Origin of the sequence: Rhizobium sp. SEMIA4064, from assembly GCF_003025035.1 — a bacterium.
Classification (GTDB): domain Bacteria; phylum Pseudomonadota; class Alphaproteobacteria; order Rhizobiales; family Rhizobiaceae; genus Rhizobium; species Rhizobium paranaense.
Window position 1 is genome coordinate 303,430 of the sequence record NZ_PYJN01000019.1, and the last position, 17,493, is coordinate 320,922.

General features: G+C 61.0%; 17 protein-coding genes and 1 other RNA gene. 11 read left to right on the forward strand and 7 right to left on the reverse strand.

Features of this window, described 5'->3' with window-relative positions; genetic code table 11:
• Positions 1-45: 45 nt before the first annotated feature.
• Together C9E91_RS15210 and C9E91_RS15215 are read left to right on the forward strand one after the other, a co-directional pair.
• The gene (locus C9E91_RS15210; protein WP_107109460.1) at positions 46-864 is read left to right on the forward strand and encodes an SDR family NAD(P)-dependent oxidoreductase; all 819 of its coding nucleotides are present in this window, start codon (positions 46-48) and stop codon (positions 862-864) included.
• Positions 865-911: 47 nt separating this feature from the next.
• Entirely contained in the window at positions 912-1,625 is a 714-nt protein-coding gene (locus tag C9E91_RS15215) for an SDR family oxidoreductase (RefSeq protein ID WP_107109119.1), read from the forward strand.
• A gap of 42 nt (positions 1,626-1,667) precedes the next feature.
• Here C9E91_RS15215 and C9E91_RS15220 read toward each other — a convergent pair whose 3' ends face one another.
• Positions 1,668-2,105 (reverse strand): MarR family winged helix-turn-helix transcriptional regulator, encoded by a 438-nt coding sequence (locus C9E91_RS15220; protein ID WP_245407506.1) that lies wholly within the window; start codon positions 2,103-2,105, stop codon positions 1,668-1,670.
• A 118-nt stretch (positions 2,106-2,223) separates the two neighbouring features.
• Between C9E91_RS15220 and C9E91_RS15225 the strand changes: the two genes are divergently transcribed.
• Positions 2,224-4,023, forward strand: coding sequence for a chloride channel protein (locus C9E91_RS15225; protein ID WP_107109121.1), 1,800 nt, complete (start codon positions 2,224-2,226; stop codon positions 4,021-4,023).
• A 71-nt stretch (positions 4,024-4,094) separates the two neighbouring features.
• Here the strand turns inward: C9E91_RS15225 and ssrS are convergent.
• The 3 genes from ssrS to C9E91_RS15240 all read right to left on the reverse strand — a co-directional run bounded on the left by ssrS (position 4,095) and on the right by C9E91_RS15240 (position 5,030).
• Positions 4,095-4,253, reverse strand: a non-coding RNA gene (gene ssrS, locus C9E91_RS15230) — 6S RNA.
• 74 nt (positions 4,254-4,327) lie between these two features.
• On the reverse strand, positions 4,328-4,705 hold the full coding sequence (locus C9E91_RS15235) for a cell division protein ZapA (protein WP_107109122.1): 378 nt from the start codon (positions 4,703-4,705) through the stop codon (positions 4,328-4,330).
• A 49-nt stretch (positions 4,706-4,754) separates the two neighbouring features.
• Positions 4,755-5,030, reverse strand: a complete 276-nt coding sequence (locus C9E91_RS15240; RefSeq protein WP_107109123.1) for a DUF4164 domain-containing protein — start codon at positions 5,028-5,030, stop codon at positions 4,755-4,757.
• A gap of 401 nt (positions 5,031-5,431) precedes the next feature.
• On the opposite strand from C9E91_RS15240, the gene tkt reads away from it, so the two are divergent.
• The 3 genes from tkt to C9E91_RS15255 all read left to right on the forward strand — a co-directional run bounded on the left by tkt (position 5,432) and on the right by C9E91_RS15255 (position 9,075).
• On the forward strand, positions 5,432-7,414 hold the full coding sequence (tkt, locus tag C9E91_RS15245) for a transketolase (RefSeq protein WP_107109124.1): 1,983 nt from the start codon (positions 5,432-5,434) through the stop codon (positions 7,412-7,414).
• A 63-nt stretch (positions 7,415-7,477) separates the two neighbouring features.
• The gene (gene gap, locus C9E91_RS15250; RefSeq protein WP_107109125.1) at positions 7,478-8,488 is read left to right on the forward strand and encodes a type I glyceraldehyde-3-phosphate dehydrogenase; all 1,011 of its coding nucleotides are present in this window, start codon (positions 7,478-7,480) and stop codon (positions 8,486-8,488) included.
• A gap of 2 nt (positions 8,489-8,490) precedes the next feature.
• The gene (locus C9E91_RS15255; RefSeq protein ID WP_107109126.1) at positions 8,491-9,075 is read left to right on the forward strand and encodes a putative glycolipid-binding domain-containing protein; all 585 of its coding nucleotides are present in this window, start codon (positions 8,491-8,493) and stop codon (positions 9,073-9,075) included.
• 9 nt (positions 9,076-9,084) lie between these two features.
• Here the strand turns inward: C9E91_RS15255 and C9E91_RS15260 are convergent, their stop codons facing one another.
• Both C9E91_RS15260 and C9E91_RS15265 read right to left on the reverse strand, forming a co-directional pair.
• Positions 9,085-9,444, reverse strand: coding sequence for an HVO_A0114 family putative DNA-binding protein (locus C9E91_RS15260; RefSeq protein ID WP_107109127.1), 360 nt, complete (start codon positions 9,442-9,444; stop codon positions 9,085-9,087).
• Entirely contained in the window at positions 9,431-9,721 is a 291-nt protein-coding gene (locus tag C9E91_RS15265) for a toxin-antitoxin system TumE family protein (RefSeq protein ID WP_107109461.1), read from the reverse strand. The genes C9E91_RS15260 and C9E91_RS15265 overlap by 14 nt, the downstream gene beginning before the upstream one ends.
• A gap of 334 nt (positions 9,722-10,055) precedes the next feature.
• Between C9E91_RS15265 and C9E91_RS15270 the strand changes: the two genes are divergently transcribed.
• The 4 genes from C9E91_RS15270 to C9E91_RS15290 all read left to right on the forward strand — a co-directional run bounded on the left by C9E91_RS15270 (position 10,056) and on the right by C9E91_RS15290 (position 15,681).
• On the forward strand, positions 10,056-11,906 hold the full coding sequence (locus C9E91_RS15270) for a potassium/proton antiporter (protein ID WP_107109128.1): 1,851 nt from the start codon (positions 10,056-10,058) through the stop codon (positions 11,904-11,906).
• Between the two features lie 72 nt (positions 11,907-11,978).
• Positions 11,979-13,181 (forward strand): phosphoglycerate kinase, encoded by a 1,203-nt coding sequence (locus C9E91_RS15275; RefSeq protein WP_107109129.1) that lies wholly within the window; start codon positions 11,979-11,981, stop codon positions 13,179-13,181.
• Positions 13,182-13,389: 208 nt separating this feature from the next.
• On the forward strand, positions 13,390-14,412 hold the full coding sequence (locus tag C9E91_RS15280; RefSeq protein WP_107109130.1) for a class I fructose-bisphosphate aldolase: 1,023 nt from the start codon (positions 13,390-13,392) through the stop codon (positions 14,410-14,412).
• A gap of 351 nt (positions 14,413-14,763) precedes the next feature.
• Complete coding sequence (locus tag C9E91_RS15290; protein WP_107109132.1) at positions 14,764-15,681, forward strand: PhzF family protein; 918 nt, start codon at positions 14,764-14,766, stop codon at positions 15,679-15,681.
• 131 nt (positions 15,682-15,812) lie between these two features.
• On the opposite strand, the gene C9E91_RS15300 is transcribed toward C9E91_RS15290, so the two are convergent.
• Entirely contained in the window at positions 15,813-16,025 is a 213-nt protein-coding gene (locus C9E91_RS15300; protein WP_107109133.1) for a hypothetical protein, read from the reverse strand.
• Between the two features lie 173 nt (positions 16,026-16,198).
• Here C9E91_RS15300 and C9E91_RS15305 point away from each other — a divergent pair, with 173 nt between their 5' ends.
• Positions 16,199-17,473, forward strand: a complete 1,275-nt coding sequence (locus C9E91_RS15305; protein ID WP_107109134.1) for an MFS transporter — start codon at positions 16,199-16,201, stop codon at positions 17,471-17,473.
• Positions 17,474-17,493: the final 20 nt, after the last annotated feature.

Below are 17,493 nucleotides of genomic sequence, written 5' to 3' on the forward strand. Positions count from 1 at the left end.
CAAACTGCCAAATATCACTGCATGGATGAAATGGAGGTGATTGCGATGGACATGAGCGGCAAGACGATCCTGATCACCGGCTCGACAGACGGCGTCGGCCGCCGGGTTGCCGAAAGGCTTGCTGTATCGGGCGCTATGGTGCTGGTGCATGGACGCGATAAGGCGCGCGGCGAGAGCCTGCTTTCCAATATTCATAATGCGGGCGGAAAAGCCGCCTTTTATCCCGCCGATCTTTCATCGCTCGACGAGGTCCGTGTCCTCGCAGACGCGATCAAGCGCGACCATGATCGCCTCGACATTCTGATCAACAATGCCGGTGTCGGCACCAGCAGCGGCAATGCCGGGCGCCAGGTCAGCCGTGACGGGCACGAGTTGCGCTTTGCGGTGAACTATCTTGCCGGCTTCCTGCTGACGCGCAGCCTGCTGCCGCTGTTGAAGGCGAGCAGCTCGGCCCGCATCGTCAACGTTTCCTCGGCTGGCCAGCAGCCGATCGACTTCTCCGATGTCATGCTGACGCGTGGCTATAGCGGCGTGCGCGCCTATTGCCAGAGCAAGCTGGCGCAGATCATGTTCACGTTCGATCTCGCCGAGGAACTGGCAGGCACCGGCGTCACCGTTAATTGCCTGCACCCCGCGACTTACATGGACACGACCATGGTGCGCCAGGCAGGCGTGACACCCTTGAGCACAGTCGACCAAGGCGCCAACGCCATTCTCAACTTGGCAGCAGCCTCCAACCTCGAAGGACGCACCGGCCTCTATTACGACGGGCAGCGCCCCTCCCGCGCCAACGCCCAGGCCTATGACGCGACAGCACGCAAACGGCCGCGCGCCCTCAGCTACGACCTCACCGGTCTCGCCTGAGCGACCCCGACATCTCCGCCATCAATCATCCAACAAGGAGACGAACCATGTCATCCCAACACGCCGTCATCATTGGCGGCTCATCCGGCATCGGCCTTGCGACCGCCGCCCATCTTCTCGAAAAAGGATATCGGGTGACCATTACAGGTCGCGACGAGGCAAAGCTTCGGGCAGCGCAAAACCTCTCGGGCGATGTCGCGACGATCGTCATGGACGCCGCCGACGTCACTGGTCTTGCCGGAATTTTCCAGACGATCGGGCCTTTCGATCATCTCGTCCTGGCACTCGGCGGCGGCAATGGCGGTGGCCCCTTCGCAACCGTCGACCTTGCCGATCTCAAGAAGGGTTTCGAGCAGAAGACGATGGCGCATTTTGCCTGCGCTCAGGCTTGTCTTCCCTATCTCTCAAAGGAAGGCAGCATCACCTTCGTCTCCGCCGTCTCAGCCCAGGCGGCCTTACCGGGAACAGCAGGGCTTGCAGCCGTCAACGCCGCAATCGCCGCCCTTGCGCCAGTTCTTGCCGTCGAACTCAAGCCGATCCGGGTGAACTGCGTCTCGCCCGGCGTCGTTGACACGCCGTGGTGGGATTTCCTCGGCGAAGAACAGAAGGCGCCAGCCTTTGCCGGCTTCGCCGCACGTACGCCGGTTGGACGTGTCGGGCGCCCGCGGGAGATCGCCGAAGCCATCGCCTTCCTGATCAGCAACGGCTTCACCAGCGGCCACACGCTGATCTGCGACGGCGGCATCCGTCTCGGTCAATAACCGCGAGCGCGCCGTTGCCGATCATCCACGGCAATGGCTTCTTCATTTGCCGCCGACATCCGCCTGCAGATGCGTCAGGATATCGATGAGTTCCGGCGCCATGTCCCGGATTTCCCGCAGATGGATGGCCGTCAGCCGACGCAGGATCTCTTCGGATTTTTCCGTCAGCCGCAGCGTTTGCCGGCGCTTGTCGGCGGGATCGGGATGGCGGGTGACATAGCCGGCATCGATCAGCCGGCCGACCAATTCGGTCGCCGTATGGGGTGCGATCAGCAGCCGTTCCGCCAACATGCCGATGGTCATCGTCTCGTTCTCTGGGTTGCCCTTAATCGCCAGAAGCGCCTGATGCTGCTGCGGCGGCAGTCCCTCCTGATGGGCAGCGGAGGTGCTGAAATCCATGAATTTGCGGAGCGTGTAGCGCAGTGTCGCCAGAGCCTCGTAATCCGCCTGCGATAGCGTTTCATCCAAATCCCGCGCCACTTCCATCTTCCTCACAAATACATTCTGTTTTCAGCCGTTGATTTATATCGCATTACGATATAATTGCCATTGCAGTTTCGGCCAATTTGCCGCCGCGCTTTAGCACAGAAAGCATTCCATGCAGGATATCAACGTACATCATCGGCCCGCCCATGATTTCTCGGGTGGCGCTTCGCGGAAAGACAATGGGGATTTCACGACGGACAAGCGCGTCCTGGTGCTTGCGGCCATGGCGCTGGTCGTGGGCACCGGCGGCGCTCTCTCGGCCTGGGTGCTGATCAACCTCATCGCGCTTGTCACCAACGCCGTCTGGCTGTTCAAGATCAGCGTCGAACCGCTGTCGCTCGGCACCGTCGCCCGCTCCCCCTGGATGGTGGCCGCGCCCATCATCGGTGGCCTCGTCATCGGCCTGATGGCGCGCTACGGCTCGGAAAAGATCCGCGGCCACGGCATTCCGGAAGCGATCGAGGCGATCCTGATCGGCGGCAGCCGCATGTCGCCGAAAGTGGCCGTGCTGAAGCCACTCTCTTCCGCCATCTCGATCGGCACGGGCGGCCCGTTCGGCGCGGAAGGGCCGATCATCATGACCGGCGGCGCCATCGGCTCGCTGTTCGCCCAGTTCTTTCATCTGAGCGCTGCCGAGCGCAAGACGCTGCTGGTCGCGGGCGCCGCCGCCGGCATGACCGCAATCTTCGGCTCGCCCATCGCCGCCGTCATGCTGGCTGTCGAACTGCTGCTGTTCGAATGGAAGCCGCGCAGCTTCATCCCGGTGGTAATCGCATCCTGTGTCTCCATCGCCTGGCGGCCCCTGCTCATTGGCAGCGGCCCGCTCTTTCCGGCCCATTTCGACATGCAGCTAAGCTGGTGGGGCATCCTGCTGGCCGCCGGCCTCGGCATTGTCTCCGGCCTGCAATCCGGCCTTTTGACGACGCTGCTCTACCGCATCGAAGACGCCTTCGAGAAACTGCCTATCCATTGGATGTGGTGGCCCGCACTCGGCGGCCTCGTCGTCGGTCTCGGCGGGCTGATCGAGCCGCGCGCGCTCGGCGTCGGCTATGACATCATCTCCGATCTGCTGAACGACCATGTCGTCGCGATTGCCGTAGTTGCCATTCTCTTGGTCAAGGCCGGTATCTGGCTGGTCGCCTTGTCGTCGGGAACGTCGGGCGGCGTGCTTGCGCCGCTTCTCATCCTCGGCGGCACGCTCGGTTGGCTTATCGGCCTCGTCCTGCCCGGAGATCCCGGCTTTTGGGCGCTGCTCGGCATGGCCGCGATGATGGGCGGCACGATGCGCGCGCCGCTGACCGGCACCTTCTTCGCCATCGAATTGACCGGCGACATGCATGCGCTCGTGCCGCTGCTTGCCGCCACGGTCGCAGCTTACGCGGTCACCGTGTTGCTGTTGAAGCGCTCGATCCTGACGGAAAAGATCGCGCGCCGCGGCCAGCACATCACGCGCGAATACGGCATAGATCCGTTCGAACTGACCCGCGCTGCCGACATCATGATTGCGAAGGTGGATACGCTTCCCGCCGCGATGCAGGCGGCAGAGGCACTAAAGCAGTTGACGGAGCAGCCGGATGCCCATCGCTTTTATCCCGTCGTCGAGACCGACGGGCGTCTAGTCGGCATGATCTCTCGCGCCGATGCCTTGAGATGGCAGGGCCAACCCGATCTCGCCGGCCAGACACTCTATGATCTGATCTCGGATACATCCATTCCGGTCGCTCATCCCGAAGACACGGTTGGCCGCGTCGCCGATATCATGATCCATGCCGATACCGGCCGCGTTCCCGTCGTCGATGAGCGGACCGGCGTCCTTGTCGGCCTCATCGCCCGTAAGGACCTGCTGCGCCTGCGCAGCGCGGCCAACCGCTCTGAATTCGAGCGCGGCGCCTATCTCGGAGCGAAACGTTAAGGGGAGGAGCGGCGTCAGCGGGGCAACAAGAACCCTGCGGCGCTGCCTGTTCTTTAAGGTCGAGAAAGAAAGAGCGATCCACGACGACCGATGGATGTTTACGATCCTGGGCGCCTACAAACGTAGGTGGGCACCGTGTGTCCAGGCCCACGGGCCTGGTCAGGGACAGCTCCCTTTGGATCGAGTATGGCCCCAGGGATTGTGGTTCCTGTCGGGAAGCGCAGACCGCAAATCCTATATAAAGACAATTCTCGCCTTGTACCAGAGGGTGCCACGACGCAATCCCTGTAAATAAAGGAAAGCCTCAGTTCGGCTCGGCACTCGGACGAACCGCCAGTTTCTCGGTGATGCCGCGAATGCGCATCGTCACTTCGTCGATGACGGTCGCGAGCGTCTCCTCGCTGCGGGCATTGGCCGCAAGCACGGTGTCACGGTTGCTGCGCAGGTTTTCGAGTTCGGCTTCCAGCGCCGAGACACGGCGCGTCAATTCCGCCACCTCGTCCATGATCATGATGCCGGCCATGACGGTGACACGCAGATCGCCGATCTCGCCGAACTGGCTCTTCAGATGCATGACATAGCGGTCGAAGCGGGTGGCGAGATCCGTCAGATGCTCTTCCTGCCCTTCTTCGCAGGCCATGCGATAGGCCTTGCCGTCGATCGTTACCGTTACCTGCGCCATCAGACTTTCCGATCATTGCCGCGGATCGCGACGGCTGCGTCCCAAGGGATCAGCGGTCGAGCACGGCTCTTATGGTTTCCATCGCCGTCACAAGCCGGCGCGAGACTTCGCGATTGACTTCTTCGAGCCGGTTCGCCCGGAACTCGGCCTGGTCGAGTTCCTGCGCGAGCCGCGAGCGATCCGCATGCACCCGGCGAACTTCGCCTTCGACATCGCTTTGCGCGCGTTCACGTTCAAACCGCCCGTCGACGGCGCCTTCCAAAGTCGAAAGCGCCTGGCGCAACTGAGCGAGCGCCACATCCACCGTTTTGCCTGAGGGTGTCATGCCTCTCGATTCCCCGTGCAAGGCCCGAATCAAAATATCCGGCCACTCGACTGATTTCGCAACAATATTCAACTCAGCAACTGAACGTCAATAAAGGCCGCCATGCGGCAGGGGGCCTAATCTGTGGATGAAGGTCTCCTTTATGACTTAGGCGGGCTTTGTCTTGCCCATGTCGTCTTTTGTATAAGCCGACGGGCAAATGTCGAAAAATTGCCGCACCACCCCCTGATCGGCCCGTGGATTTATTGACTTGCTCGCCCTAACTGCTATGTCTCAGCCGCCTGAGGCAGTAGTGAAAACGGAGTTTGTAAAGACTTCTCCGTTTCGGCCGCCTTTCAACCGGTGGCCCAGCCTCCCAAGCGTGTGGCCATCCCCCGAACCCGGAACCCTGCGGAAAAACCATGATCTCTCGCGAACAACACGACCGGATGGCGAATGCGATCCGTTTCCTTGCCATGGATGCTGTCGAGAAGGCCAATTCCGGTCACCCCGGTCTACCGATGGGGATGGCGGATGTCGCCACTGTTCTCTTTAGCAAATATCTGCGCTTCGACCCGAAGCATCCGCACTGGCCGAACCGTGACCGCTTCGTGCTTTCGGCCGGCCATGGCTCCATGCTGCTCTATTCGCTGCTGTACTTGACCGGCTATCCGGACATGTCGGTCGAAGACCTCAAGCAATTCCGTCAGCTAGGTTCCAAGACCGCCGGCCATCCGGAATATGGTCATGCCACCGGTATCGAAACCACCACCGGTCCGCTTGGCCAGGGCATTGCCAACTCGGTCGGCATGGCGATCGCCGAGCGCAAGCTGCGTGAAGAATTCGGCGCCGATCTCATGGATCACCATACCTATGTCATGTGCGGCGACGGCTGCCTGATGGAAGGTATCAGCCATGAAGCGATTGCGCTCGCCGGCCACCTGAAGCTGAACAAGCTCATCCTCTTCTGGGACAACAACTCCATCACCATCGACGGCGCTGTTTCGCTTTCGGATTCGACCGATCAGGTCGCCCGCTTCAAGGCCGTTCACTGGAACACGATCGAAGTCGACGGCCATGATCAGGCCGCCATCGGCGCAGCTATCGAGGCCGCTCACCAGTCCGACCGCCCGACGCTGATCGCCTGCAAGACGATCATCGGCTTCGGCGCTCCGAACAAGCAGGGCACCCACAAGGTTCACGGCTCGCCGCTCGGCGCCGAGGAAATCGCAGCCACCCGCGTTGCGCTGAACTGGCCCTATGACGCTTTCGTCATTCCCGACGACCTCCTCACCGAATGGCGCGCTACCGGCGAGCGGTCTGTCGAGACCCGGATCGCCTGGGAAGGCCGCGTCGCGAACGCGGAGGCCGGCAAGAAGGCCGAATTCAACCGCCGCTTTACCGGCGAGCTGCCCGCTGGCTTCGATGCCGCCATCAGCGACTACAAGAAGAAGCTCGCCGAAACCAAGCCGACGCTCGCAACCCGCAAGGCATCGGAAGACGCGCTCGAAGTCATCAACGGCTTCCTGCCGGAAACACTCGGCGGTTCCGCCGACCTGACGCCGTCGAACAACACCAAGACCAGCCAGATGAAGTCGATCACCCCGACCGATTTCTCCGGCCGTTACGTCCACTGGGGCATTCGCGAGCACGGCATGGCCTCCGCCATGAACGGCATCGCGCTGCATGGCGGCCTGATCCCTTACTCCGGCGGCTTCCTCATCTTCTCGGACTATTGCCGTCCGCCGCTGCGTCTCGCCGCGCTGATGGGCATTCGTGCCATCCACGTTCTGACGCATGACTCGATCGGCGTCGGCGAAGACGGCCCGACCCACCAGCCCGTCGAACAGATCGCCGGCCTGCGCGCCATTCCGAACTTCCTGCTGTTCCGTCCGGCTGATGCCACTGAGACGGCGGAATGCTGGCAGCTCGCGATCAAGACGCAGAATCGTCCGTCCGGCCTCGCGCTGACCCGCCAGAACCTGCTCGCTGCGCGCACCGAATACAGCGAGAAGAACCTCTGCGAACAGGGCGCCTACACGCTCGTCGGCAAGGCCGATGCCAAGGTGACGATCTTCGCTTCGGGTTCCGAAGTCGAAATCGCCGTCGCCGCCCGCACAGCGCTGGAAGGCAAGGGTATTTCCACCCGCGTCGTTTCCGTTCCCTGCACGGAACTCTTCTTCGAGCAGCCGGACGCCTATCGCCAGGAAGTGCTCGGCAACTCGCCGGTCAAGATCGCCGTCGAAGCTGCCGTTCGCGAAGGCTGGGACGCATTCATCGGTCCGGAAGGTACCTTTATCGGCATGAAGAGCTTTGGCGCTTCCGCGCCCTACAAGGACGTTTACAAGCATTTCGGCATCACCACGGAAGCGGTTGTCGCCGCCGCCGAGGCAAAGCTTTCCTGAGGGCGTCGAAAGGCGCTCTCCATTTCAATAGAAATACCCTGAGTGAACGGGAGTGAACACACTATGACTGTAAAAGTTGCCATCAACGGTTTCGGCCGCATCGGCCGTAACGTTCTGCGCGCGATCGTCGAATCCGGCCGCACTGACATCGAAGTCGTTGCCATCAACGACCTCGGCCCGGTCGAGACCAATGCCCATCTGCTGCGTTACGATTCCATCCACGGCAAGTTCCCTGCCGAAGTGAAGGTCGAAGGCGACACCATCATCGTTGGCGGCGGCAAGCCGATCAAGGTCACCGCGATCAAGGATCCGGCAACCCTGCCGCATAAGGACCTCGGCGTCGACATCGCCATGGAATGCACGGGCATCTTCACGGCCCGCGACAAGGCCGCCGCTCATCTGACGGCCGGTGCCAAGCGCGTCATCGTTTCGGCTCCTGCTGACGGCGCCGACCTAACCGTCGTTTTCGGCGTCAACCACGACCAGCTCACCAAGGAGCACCTGGTCATCTCCAATGCGTCCTGCACCACGAACTGCCTGGTGCCGGTGGTCAAGGTTCTCGACGACGCCGTCGGCATCGACCACGGCTTCATGACGACCATCCACTCCTACACCGGCGACCAGCCGACGCTCGACACCATGCACAAGGACCTGTACCGCGCCCGCGCCGCGGCCCTGTCCATGATCCCGACCTCGACGGGCGCCGCAAAGGCGGTTGGTCTCGTTCTGCCGCACCTGAAGGGCAAGCTCGACGGCACGTCGATCCGCGTTCCGACCCCGAACGTCTCGGTTGTCGACTTCAAGTTCGTGTCCAAGAAGGCAACGACGGTCGGCGAAATCAACGAAGCCATCAAGGCTGCATCAAACGGCAAGCTGAAGGGCATCCTCGGCTACACCGACGAGCCGCTGGTTTCCCGCGACTTCAACCATGACAGCCACTCGTCGATCTTCGCGACCGACCAGACCAAGGTCATGGAAGGCAACTTCGTGCGCGTCCTGTCCTGGTACGACAACGAATGGGGCTTCTCCAGCCGCATGTCCGACACGGCCGTCGCTTTTGCCAAGCTGATCTGATCATGGCCTTCCGCCCTCTCCTTCCGACGACAGTCCGCTGGCGTCCCATGGAAGGAGACGGGCTGGAGCATCTGACGATCGCTCCCATCGACGCGGCCACCGGCGCAGCCATTCGCGCCTGTGGCACCATCATCGGCGGCCGCGGAGGTTCGCCCTATGGCGTCTTCTACCGCATCGATTGCGCAGCCGACTGGACCGTTCTCTCCTTCTCGATCGAAACCACCGATGGCCGGCGCCTCGCCCTGCTTTCCGACGGCAAAGGACATTGGCACACCGAAGAGGGCGTTGCCCTGCCGCAATTCGACAGCTGCATCGATATCGATCTCTATGGCTCCCCCTTCACCAACAGCCTGCCGATCCGCCGGCTTGAGCTGACGCCCGAAGCTGGAACGGCAAAGCTAGCCATGCTCTATATCCCGTCCGACAGCTTCGTGCCGGTGCGCGATGGCCAGCGCTACACCTGCATCACGCCGGAAAAACTCTATCGCTACGCCGCCGAAGACAGAGCTTTCACCGTCGACCTGCCGGTCGATGCGGATGGCCTGGTGATCGACTATCCGAGCTATTTCAAGCGTGTGGATGTTTGATGCGGCCGATCAAGCTGCGGCCTCAATATCGAACTCGACATGTATCCGATCATAGGGAAAGACGATGCCATCGTCTGTTCTGTCAATCACACCGTTGCGCAGCAAAAGCTCAACATCGGCATGGACGCCTTTGAAATCTCTGTCCACACGACGCGCTACCTCGCGCATGCTAATCGCCCCTTGCCCACTCATGACGCGCAGGATTTCAAGGCGTTTGGGCGCGAGGACGCGGTGCATCAGATCCCATGAAGCAAAGGCAAGGCTCTCATCCGCCGCCGTCTCCTGTCCGGACTCCACAGATTTCCACGCCTCTGCCGCACGGCTCAATGTTTCTTCCAACGTCTCTATTCTGACTTTAAGCGTTGTCATCGAACCATCCTTTCACGTCCTGCATGAAATCGGCGAGCAGTTTGTCGACATTCTCGAAGTGATATGACACCTCAGTATCACCCACATGCTTGTGGTCGCCCTTGCCGGCCTCGTTATCATAGCGCAACACACACGTACCTTCGACGACCAGCGCTAAACGGTATTTTATCGTGTGGAGGCTACCGCGCAGAGGAATTGGCACTTGCCAGATCACAATTTCGAAGAATGCTCCCTCACGGAGTTGGCGCCTTGTCTTCTGGATTAGCTTTGCTTCCATGATGGAATTCATACCATCAGTCGATATCGATGTAAATTATTCCATCATCTAAAAACATCTTGAATCTTCCCTCTCCCTGCCCTGCTATGGTCCAGATTTACAAATAAATTTTTCACAGGAATTCTCCCAAGACGTTCCGGACCGTTTCACTGTTCTGGTGAAACGCATCACATCATGAAGTCGCAATCGTCGGAGCGGGCATCGATCCAGCGCCTTCTCCGAATAATATTTGCATGTACTAATTTTAAGCGTGCGGCGGCATAGTGAGTGGGGAGAATTGCGAACGTTTCGGGCTTCGACCCGGCCAAGGGCGCGCGGGAAAGGGGAAAAAGGAGTGGAGGCATTTTACGTCGTCGTGCTGGTGAGCACGGTCCTAATTCTGTTGGCGGCCTTCTCGAGCCTGCTTGCCTTCCGTTTCGGCGCACCGTTGCTGCTGCTTTTTCTGATGATCGGCTTGATGGCCGGCACGGACGGACTCGGCATCGAATTCAGCAACAACTATCTTGCGTATATTCTCGGCTCGCTTGCGCTGGCCATCATCCTCTTTGATTCCGGATACGGCACGCCCATCCAGGCCTTCAAACTGGCAGCCGCGCCGGCCATGGCTCTGGCGTCTACCGGCGTTCTTGTCACGGCGGCACTCTTCGGCCTCGCTGCCACCTGGCTCCTTGGCTTTACCTGGCTGCAGGGCCTGCTTCTCGGCTCGATCGTGGCTTCGACGGATGCGGCCGCCGTTTTCTTCCTGCTGCGCATCGGCGGCATCAACATCCGCGACAAGGTGCGATCGACGCTGGAAGTCGAATCCGGCACCAATGATCCGATGGCGATCTTCCTGACGCTGGCGCTGGTCGAACTGCTGGCAAGCGGCGAAGGCTATCACGGCCTCAATCTCGTCATGCTCGCCACCTTCCTCCAGCAGATGGGTCTTGGCGTCATCCTCGGCTTGCTCGGCGGCATGATGATCGTGCTGATCGTCAGCCATCTGGAGACCGACCGCGGCCTGACGCCAATCTTCGTGCTGGCGCTCGCCCTTCTCGTCTTCTCCTTTACCGGCGCCGTCGGCGGCAGCGGCTTTCTCGCCGTCTACGTGGCCGGCATTTACGCCGGAAACCGCAAGATGCCGGCTTCGGCCAGCATCAAGCGCTTTCAGGATGGCCTGACCTGGCTGGCGCAAATCATCATGTTCCTCGTCCTCGGGCTGCTCGCCACGCCATCGCAATTTCCGGCAATCGCCCTCCCCGCGGTGGCGCTGGCGCTGTTCCTGATCTTCATCGCCCGGCCGGTCGCCGTCTGGCTCTGTCTGCTGCCTTTCGACTACACGCAACGGGAGACGGGGTTCGTCGCCTGGGTGGGCCTGCGCGGCGCCGTCTCCATCCTGCTCGCCATCATGCCGATCCTCGGCAATCTCGAGGGCGGCCACACCTATTTCAATGTCGCCTTCATCGTCGTGCTGGTGTCGCTGCTGGTTCAAGGCTGGACGATCAAACCGATGGCGCGTCGGCTCGGCCTCATCGTGCCGCCGCGCATGGGCGCAGTCGACAAAGTCGAGGTCGACCTCCCGGGCACGGTCAATCATGAGCTGCTTTCCTATCGCGTCGTCAAGGATAGTCCGGTTCTGCGCGGCGAACGCATTCCGCGCTGGGCCATGCCGTCGCTCGTCGTGCGGGACGGCAAGTCGATGCGCTATCAATATGCCGGGCGCCTGCGCGAGAACGATCTCGTCTATCTCTTCATCTCACCCAGCTATTCGCGCCTTCTCGACCGCCTGTTCGCCAGCCGCGCGCCGGTCGATCCGGATGATGCCGATTTCTTCGGCGCCTTCTCGATCTCGCCGCTGCGCCCTGCCGCCGATCTCGACGCGGCCTATGGACCAGGGCTTCTGAGCGAAGCGGAAAAGGGGCTGACCATCGCCGAGCTTATGCGTCAGCGCCTCGGCGGCAAGGCCGATTACGCCGATCGTGTCCGTCTGGGCGAGATTATCCTCATCGTCCGCGATCTCGATGAGAATGACCATATCCAGTCGGTCGGCATGTCGCTGGAAGCGCTGGAACCGCCGACGATCCTGCCGATTTTCATCAATCTCCACGATATTTTGAATGGTATTCGCGGCTTCCTGCGCCGGCGCCGCGAACACGCCGAAGAGGTGGTTTCAACCGATTCCAATACCGGCAAAAACGACGCCTGAACGCCTTGCGTCTCGCATCATCCGTAGTATGGTCGGCGCACTTCGCGGTACCAACAGCATTGGATCCTCCTCATGGCAGCCTTCAAAACCCTCGACAATCTCACCGACATCACCGGCAAGCGCGTGCTCGTGCGCGTCGACCTCAATGTGCCGGTCAAGGACGGCAAAGTCACCGATGCAACCCGTATCGAGCGCGTGGCACCGACCATTCTGGAATTGTCCAAAAAGGGCGCCAAGGTCATCCTGCTTGCCCATTTCGGCCGCCCGAAGGATGGCCCGTCGCCGGATCTGTCGCTTTCCCTGATCATCCCCGCAGTCGAAAAAGTGCTCGATCACGCCGTTCTCTTCGCATCCGATTGCATCGGCGCTCCGGCGGCCGACGCCATCGCCAAGATGAACGCTGGCGATATTCTACTGCTCGAAAACACCCGCTTCCATAAGGAAGAAGAGAAAAACGACGCTGCTTTTACGGAAAAGCTGGCTGCCAACGGCGATATCTACGTCAACGACGCCTTTTCCGCCGCTCATCGCGCCCATTCCTCGACCGAGGGCCTTGCAAATCACCTCCCCGCCTATGCTGGCCGCACCATGCAGGCTGAGCTGGAAGCGCTGGAAAAAGGCCTCGGCAACCCGGCCCGGCCGGTCGTCGCCATTGTCGGCGGCGCCAAGGTCTCGACCAAGATCGACCTGCTGATGAACCTGGTGAAGAAGGTCGACGCGCTGGTGATCGGCGGCGGCATGGCCAACACCTTCCTCGCCGCCCGCGGCACCAATGTCGGCAAGTCGCTGTGCGAGCATGATCTGGCCGAGACTGCCAAGCAGATCATGATCGAAGCCGCCACGTCGGGCTGCGCCATCGTGCTGCCGGAAGACGGCGTCATCGCCCGCGAATTCAAGGCAGGCGCGGACAATGAAGTCGTTTCGATCGACGCCATTCCGGCCGATGCCATGGTCCTCGATGTCGGCCCGAAATCGGTCGAAGCCGTCAACGCCTGGATCGCGCGCGCAACGACGCTGGTCTGGAACGGCCCGCTCGGCGCCTTCGAAATCACGCCCTTCGACGCTGCTACGGTCGCGGCCGCCAAATATGCCGCCGAATGCACCAAGGCCGGCAAGCTGACCTCGGTTGCCGGCGGCGGCGATACCGTCTCCGCTCTGAACCATGCCGGCGTTGCCGACGATTTCACCTATGTCTCGACGGCGGGCGGCGCCTTCCTCGAATGGATGGAAGGCAAGGTCCTGCCGGGCGTCGCTGTTCTCCATACCGAAAAATAAACAGCCGTATTTCATACGAAAAAGGAGAGCTGCGAGCCGGACTTTCGCAGCTTTCCACAGGATGCTAAAGTGATAGTCCAAACTTTCAAACGGTTGAAATCATTTCAATCGTTTCAATAATTTAGCTGCCCATTTCCCTCTATATTCACTTCTGTTATCGCCGACTTATATGACCCGTCGCTGACTGAAAACGCCTTGGAGAACGAAAATGAGCGAACGACTTGAAGACATTGCCGTAAAGATGGTGGCCGGTGGCAAAGGCCTGCTGGCGGCTGACGAATCCACCGCCACGATCAAGAAACGTCTCGACACGATCGCTCTCGCTTCCACCGAAGAGAGCCGGCGCGACTACCGCGAAATGCTCTTCCGCTCTGACGAGGCGATGAAGAAGTATATCTCCGGTGTCATCCTCTATGAGGAAACCCTCTTCCAGAAGGCTGCCGACGGCACGCCTTTCGTCGACATCATCCGCGCTGCCGACAGCATTCCCGGCATCAAGGTCGACACCGGCGCCAAGCCGATGGCCGGCTTCCCGGGCGAAACCATCACCGAAGGCCTCGACGGTCTCGGTGACCGCCTGGCGAAATACTACGATGCCGGTGCCCGCTTCGCCAAATGGCGTGGCGTGATCGCCGTTTCCGACGCCCTGCCGACCTACGGCTCGGTCAGGGCCAATGCCCATGCGCTGGCCCGCTACGCCGCTCTCTGCCAGCAGGCGAAGATCGTGCCGATCGTCGAGCCGGAAGTCCTGATGGACGGCGAACCCGGCACGCACGATCTCGCCCGTAGCGAGGAAATCACCCGCTGGACGCTGCAGATCGTCTTCCAGGAACTCGCCGAAGCCCGCATCAAACTCGAAGGCATGATCCTGAAGCCGAGCATGGTCATCGACGGCAAGAAGGCACGCAAGGCATCGGTCGAACAGGTCGCCGAGGCCACCGTCAGGGTTCTGAAGGAAACCGTTCCCTCCGCCGTCCCCGGCATCGCCTTCCTCTCCGGCGGCCAGTCGCCGGAAGAAGCAACCGCGCATCTCTCCGCCATCAACGGCTACGACCTGCCTTGGCACGTCACCTTCTCCTACGGCCGCGCCCTGCAGGACGCCTCGCTGAAGGCCTGGGGCGGCAAGCCGGAAAACGTCGCCGCCGGCCAGCGCGCCTTCACCCACCGCGCCGAGATGAACTATCTCGCCGCTAAGGGTAGCTGGACCAAGGACAGCGAAAAGGCTGCCTGATCTGACGTAACGCGTTGACGAGAAGCCCCTATCGCGATGCGATGGGGCTTTTTGTCTTTACCAATGTTGTCCATATGCCCGAAAAGCCCCTCATCCGGCCTATCGGCCACCTTCTCCCCGCCCGCGGGGAGAAGGGGATAGACGCGCCCACAGCCTTCCATCCCGGCAATGGTACAGACATAAATCCGAGGTCGTCCCCTCTCCCCGTCAAAACGGGGAGAGAGCTAGGGTGAGGGGCAACCCCGGAAAGAAAGCCGGTCGCGAAGTTGTCACCGGCACAAGTTCCCGCTTTCGTGCTCAGTCAAACAGCGGCTAAATCCCTGCAGTTCTGCCGTAGCTCGGGAGCAGCCTATGAACGCCGTCGCCTATGTCACCACCGATGTCTTCACCTCCGAACGCTTCGCCGGCAACCCGCTCGCCGTTATCCCGGATGCGCGCGGTTTGAGCGACGAGGCGTTGCAGAAGATCGCGACGGAGGTCAATTATTCCGAAGTGACCTTCGTTCTTCCGCCAGAGAATCCCGACAATACGGCGCGTGTCCGCATCTTCACGCCAACCAAGGAAATCCCCTTTGCTGGCCATCCGAATGTCGGGACGGCTTTCGTGCTCGGGCGGCAAACGGAGATATTCGGAAAGACGCCGGGTGACAGGCTTCTCTTCGAAGAGAAAGCCGGGCTGGTGGATGTGGAACTGCTGCGCAATGGCAATGAGGTAAGCGGCGCGAAGATACGGGCGCCCGGCGCGTTGCAAGTCGGCAGCGCCATCGCCGGCGATCTCGTTGCTCGCTGCGTTCAGCTCGATCCCGCATCCATCCGTCACACGACGCATGGCCCGACATTCGCCTCCGTCGGGCTGCTCTTCGCCTTCGCCGAAGTGGATGGTCTCGAAACCCTCGGCAAGGCCCGCCCGAACGCCGCCGTTTTCGCGGAAGCGGCCGCCCGCCATGAGGACGAGAAGACCGATTTTTCGCTGTTCCTCTATACGCGCTCGGCCGAAAAACCCCAGCATATCCGCGCCCGCATGTTCGCGCCGCTGGATGGTGTTCTCGAAGATCCGGCAACCGGCAGCGCCTCCGCCGCACTCGGCGCCTATCTCACCTCGTTGCTGCCTAAAGCCGACGCGGAAGTGCAGATCACCATCGAACAGGGCGTGGAAATGGGCCGGCGCAGCCTGATTAACCTCGATGTCAGGAAATCCGCCGGCTCCGTCGCCGACGTCTTCATCTCTGGCGACTGTGTCAGCGTCATGCGCGGCGAAGTCACATTCTAAAGCTCGTCGCGATCTTTCAGATTCGCTCCCACGCTTTAGCTCCTTGTTTGTGCATGTCGTTTTCGCAAAACCGCCGCACACTTTTGCGCGACATGCACTAGCCGTCGACGCCCCGCCTTCAAGCTCATGCGTTAAAATGTCTCGTTGATGACCAAAGCGATCGTCCAGATTGCGAAGGCAATCACGGCGATCTTCCAGAAATCGGCACGCCGTTTGAGGCCGGGAAGGCCCAGCGGCTTGATGATTTGCACCGCCATGGCCAGCAACAGCAGCACCGCGATCACTTTTGTCACGGTATTTTTCCCCGTTTGCGCAAGAGTGAGCATGGCTTTTTCGAAAACCACTGCGCAGTTTTCACGATCATGCTCTATTCGTCATAGGACGGACATTTTTCCGCGCCAACAGACTGTTTCTACACGCCGATAACGGCAATCCGGGGCACAATCAATAGCGAAAACTGGCAGGGCTTTGTCCTGCCTTATCGGTTCTTTAAGCGGAACCGCATGAAAGTGGGAACATGAAGAGAAATATTTTACCCGTTCTTGCCCTGCTTTTCGGTACGCTCTTCCTATTCACCGGCAATGGCCTGCACAGCCTGCTTCTGCCGGTGCGCGGCACAGCCGAGGGTTACGCCACGACGACACTCGGCCTGCTCGGCACGACCTGGGCGACCGGCTTCGTGCTCGGCTGCCTGACGGCGCCGAAACTGGTCCGGCGCATCGGCCATGTCCGCGCCTTTTCCGGTTTCATCGCCGTCATTGCCATCATCGCGCTGCTGACCGGCATCATCGTCGACGCCACCTGGTGGGTGTTGCTGCGCGCCGTTACCGGCTTCTGCACAGCCGGCACCTCGATGATCATCGAAAGCTGGCTCAACGAACGCGCCACCAATGAAAGCCGCGGCGCCATCTTCTCGCTTTATATCGGCATCACGTTGATCGGCGCCGTCGCCGGCCAGATGATGATCCCCTTCGAGGATATTCACACGCCGATCCTCTTCATGTTCTGCGGCATCTGCTATTGCGTCGCCATGCTGCCGACGACGCTCTCGACAGCCGCTTCGCCGCAGCCGCTGAAAGCCGTCAGCCTGGATCTGAAGGCGCTCTATCGCAATTCGCCTGTCGCCTCCATCGGCATCCTGCTGGTCGGCATCGCCAATGGTGCCTACGGTACGCTCGGCGCCGTCTTCGGCGCCAATGCCGGTCTCTCGGATGGTAATATCGCACTGATGATGAGCTCGACCATCTTTGCCGGCGCCGTGATGCAGTTTCCGGCAGGCCGTCTTTCCGATCGCATCGACCGCCGCTACGTGCTGGCTGGTATGGCCGCGATTGCAGCCATCGACGGGCTGCTGCTTTTCCTGTTGCAGCCGACCGGTCCTCTTTTCCTGATCGGCATGGTGGTCATCTATGGCGCCGTCGCCAACACGCTCTATCCGATCACCGTCGCCCATGCCAACGACTTCGCCGCACCTGAGGATTTCGTGAAGGTCTCCGGCGGCCTGTTGCTGCTCTACGGTATCGGCACGATCATCGGCCCGACGCTCGGCGGTCCCGTCATGTCCGCCATCGGCCCTTACTCGCTGTTCTTCGTCACCGCTGTCGCCCATGTGCTGATCACGACCTACGCGATCTTCCGCAGCCGCATGCGCGCCGCCAAGCCCGCCAGCGATCGCGACGCCTACACCACGATGCCTTCGGCGAATGCGCAGATGATCACGCCGGAAAGCATGTCGCTGGCGCGCAGCGAGGCTTCGAAAAAGGAAGATATGACGGTAAACTACGGCACATGAGCCGCCGGGGTGACAAGGCG

Excerpts from the sequence above, each read along its gene's own strand:
- C9E91_RS15210 (WP_107109460.1), top strand. The coding sequence starts at position 46 with ATGGACATGAGCGGCAAGACGATCCTGATCACCGGCTCGACAGACGGC.
- C9E91_RS15215 (WP_107109119.1), top strand. The coding sequence starts at position 912 with ATGTCATCCCAACACGCCGTCATCATTGGCGGCTCATCCGGCATCGGC.
- C9E91_RS15225 (WP_107109121.1), top strand. The coding sequence starts at position 2,224 with ATGCAGGATATCAACGTACATCATCGGCCCGCCCATGATTTCTCGGGT.
- C9E91_RS15235 (WP_107109122.1), bottom strand. The coding sequence starts at position 4,705 with ATGGCGCAGGTAACGGTAACGATCGACGGCAAGGCCTATCGCATGGCC.
- C9E91_RS15240 (WP_107109123.1), bottom strand. The coding sequence starts at position 5,030 with ATGACACCCTCAGGCAAAACGGTGGATGTGGCGCTCGCTCAGTTGCGC.
- tkt (WP_107109124.1), top strand. The coding sequence starts at position 5,432 with ATGATCTCTCGCGAACAACACGACCGGATGGCGAATGCGATCCGTTTC.
- gap (WP_107109125.1), top strand. The coding sequence starts at position 7,478 with ATGACTGTAAAAGTTGCCATCAACGGTTTCGGCCGCATCGGCCGTAAC.
- C9E91_RS15255 (WP_107109126.1), top strand. The coding sequence starts at position 8,491 with ATGGCCTTCCGCCCTCTCCTTCCGACGACAGTCCGCTGGCGTCCCATG.
- C9E91_RS15260 (WP_107109127.1), bottom strand. The coding sequence starts at position 9,444 with ATGACAACGCTTAAAGTCAGAATAGAGACGTTGGAAGAAACATTGAGC.
- C9E91_RS15265 (WP_107109461.1), bottom strand. The coding sequence starts at position 9,721 with ATGGAAGCAAAGCTAATCCAGAAGACAAGGCGCCAACTCCGTGAGGGA.
- C9E91_RS15275 (WP_107109129.1), top strand. The coding sequence starts at position 11,979 with ATGGCAGCCTTCAAAACCCTCGACAATCTCACCGACATCACCGGCAAG.
- C9E91_RS15280 (WP_107109130.1), top strand. The coding sequence starts at position 13,390 with ATGAGCGAACGACTTGAAGACATTGCCGTAAAGATGGTGGCCGGTGGC.
- C9E91_RS15290 (WP_107109132.1), top strand. The coding sequence starts at position 14,764 with ATGAACGCCGTCGCCTATGTCACCACCGATGTCTTCACCTCCGAACGC.
- C9E91_RS15305 (WP_107109134.1), top strand. The coding sequence starts at position 16,199 with ATGAAGAGAAATATTTTACCCGTTCTTGCCCTGCTTTTCGGTACGCTC.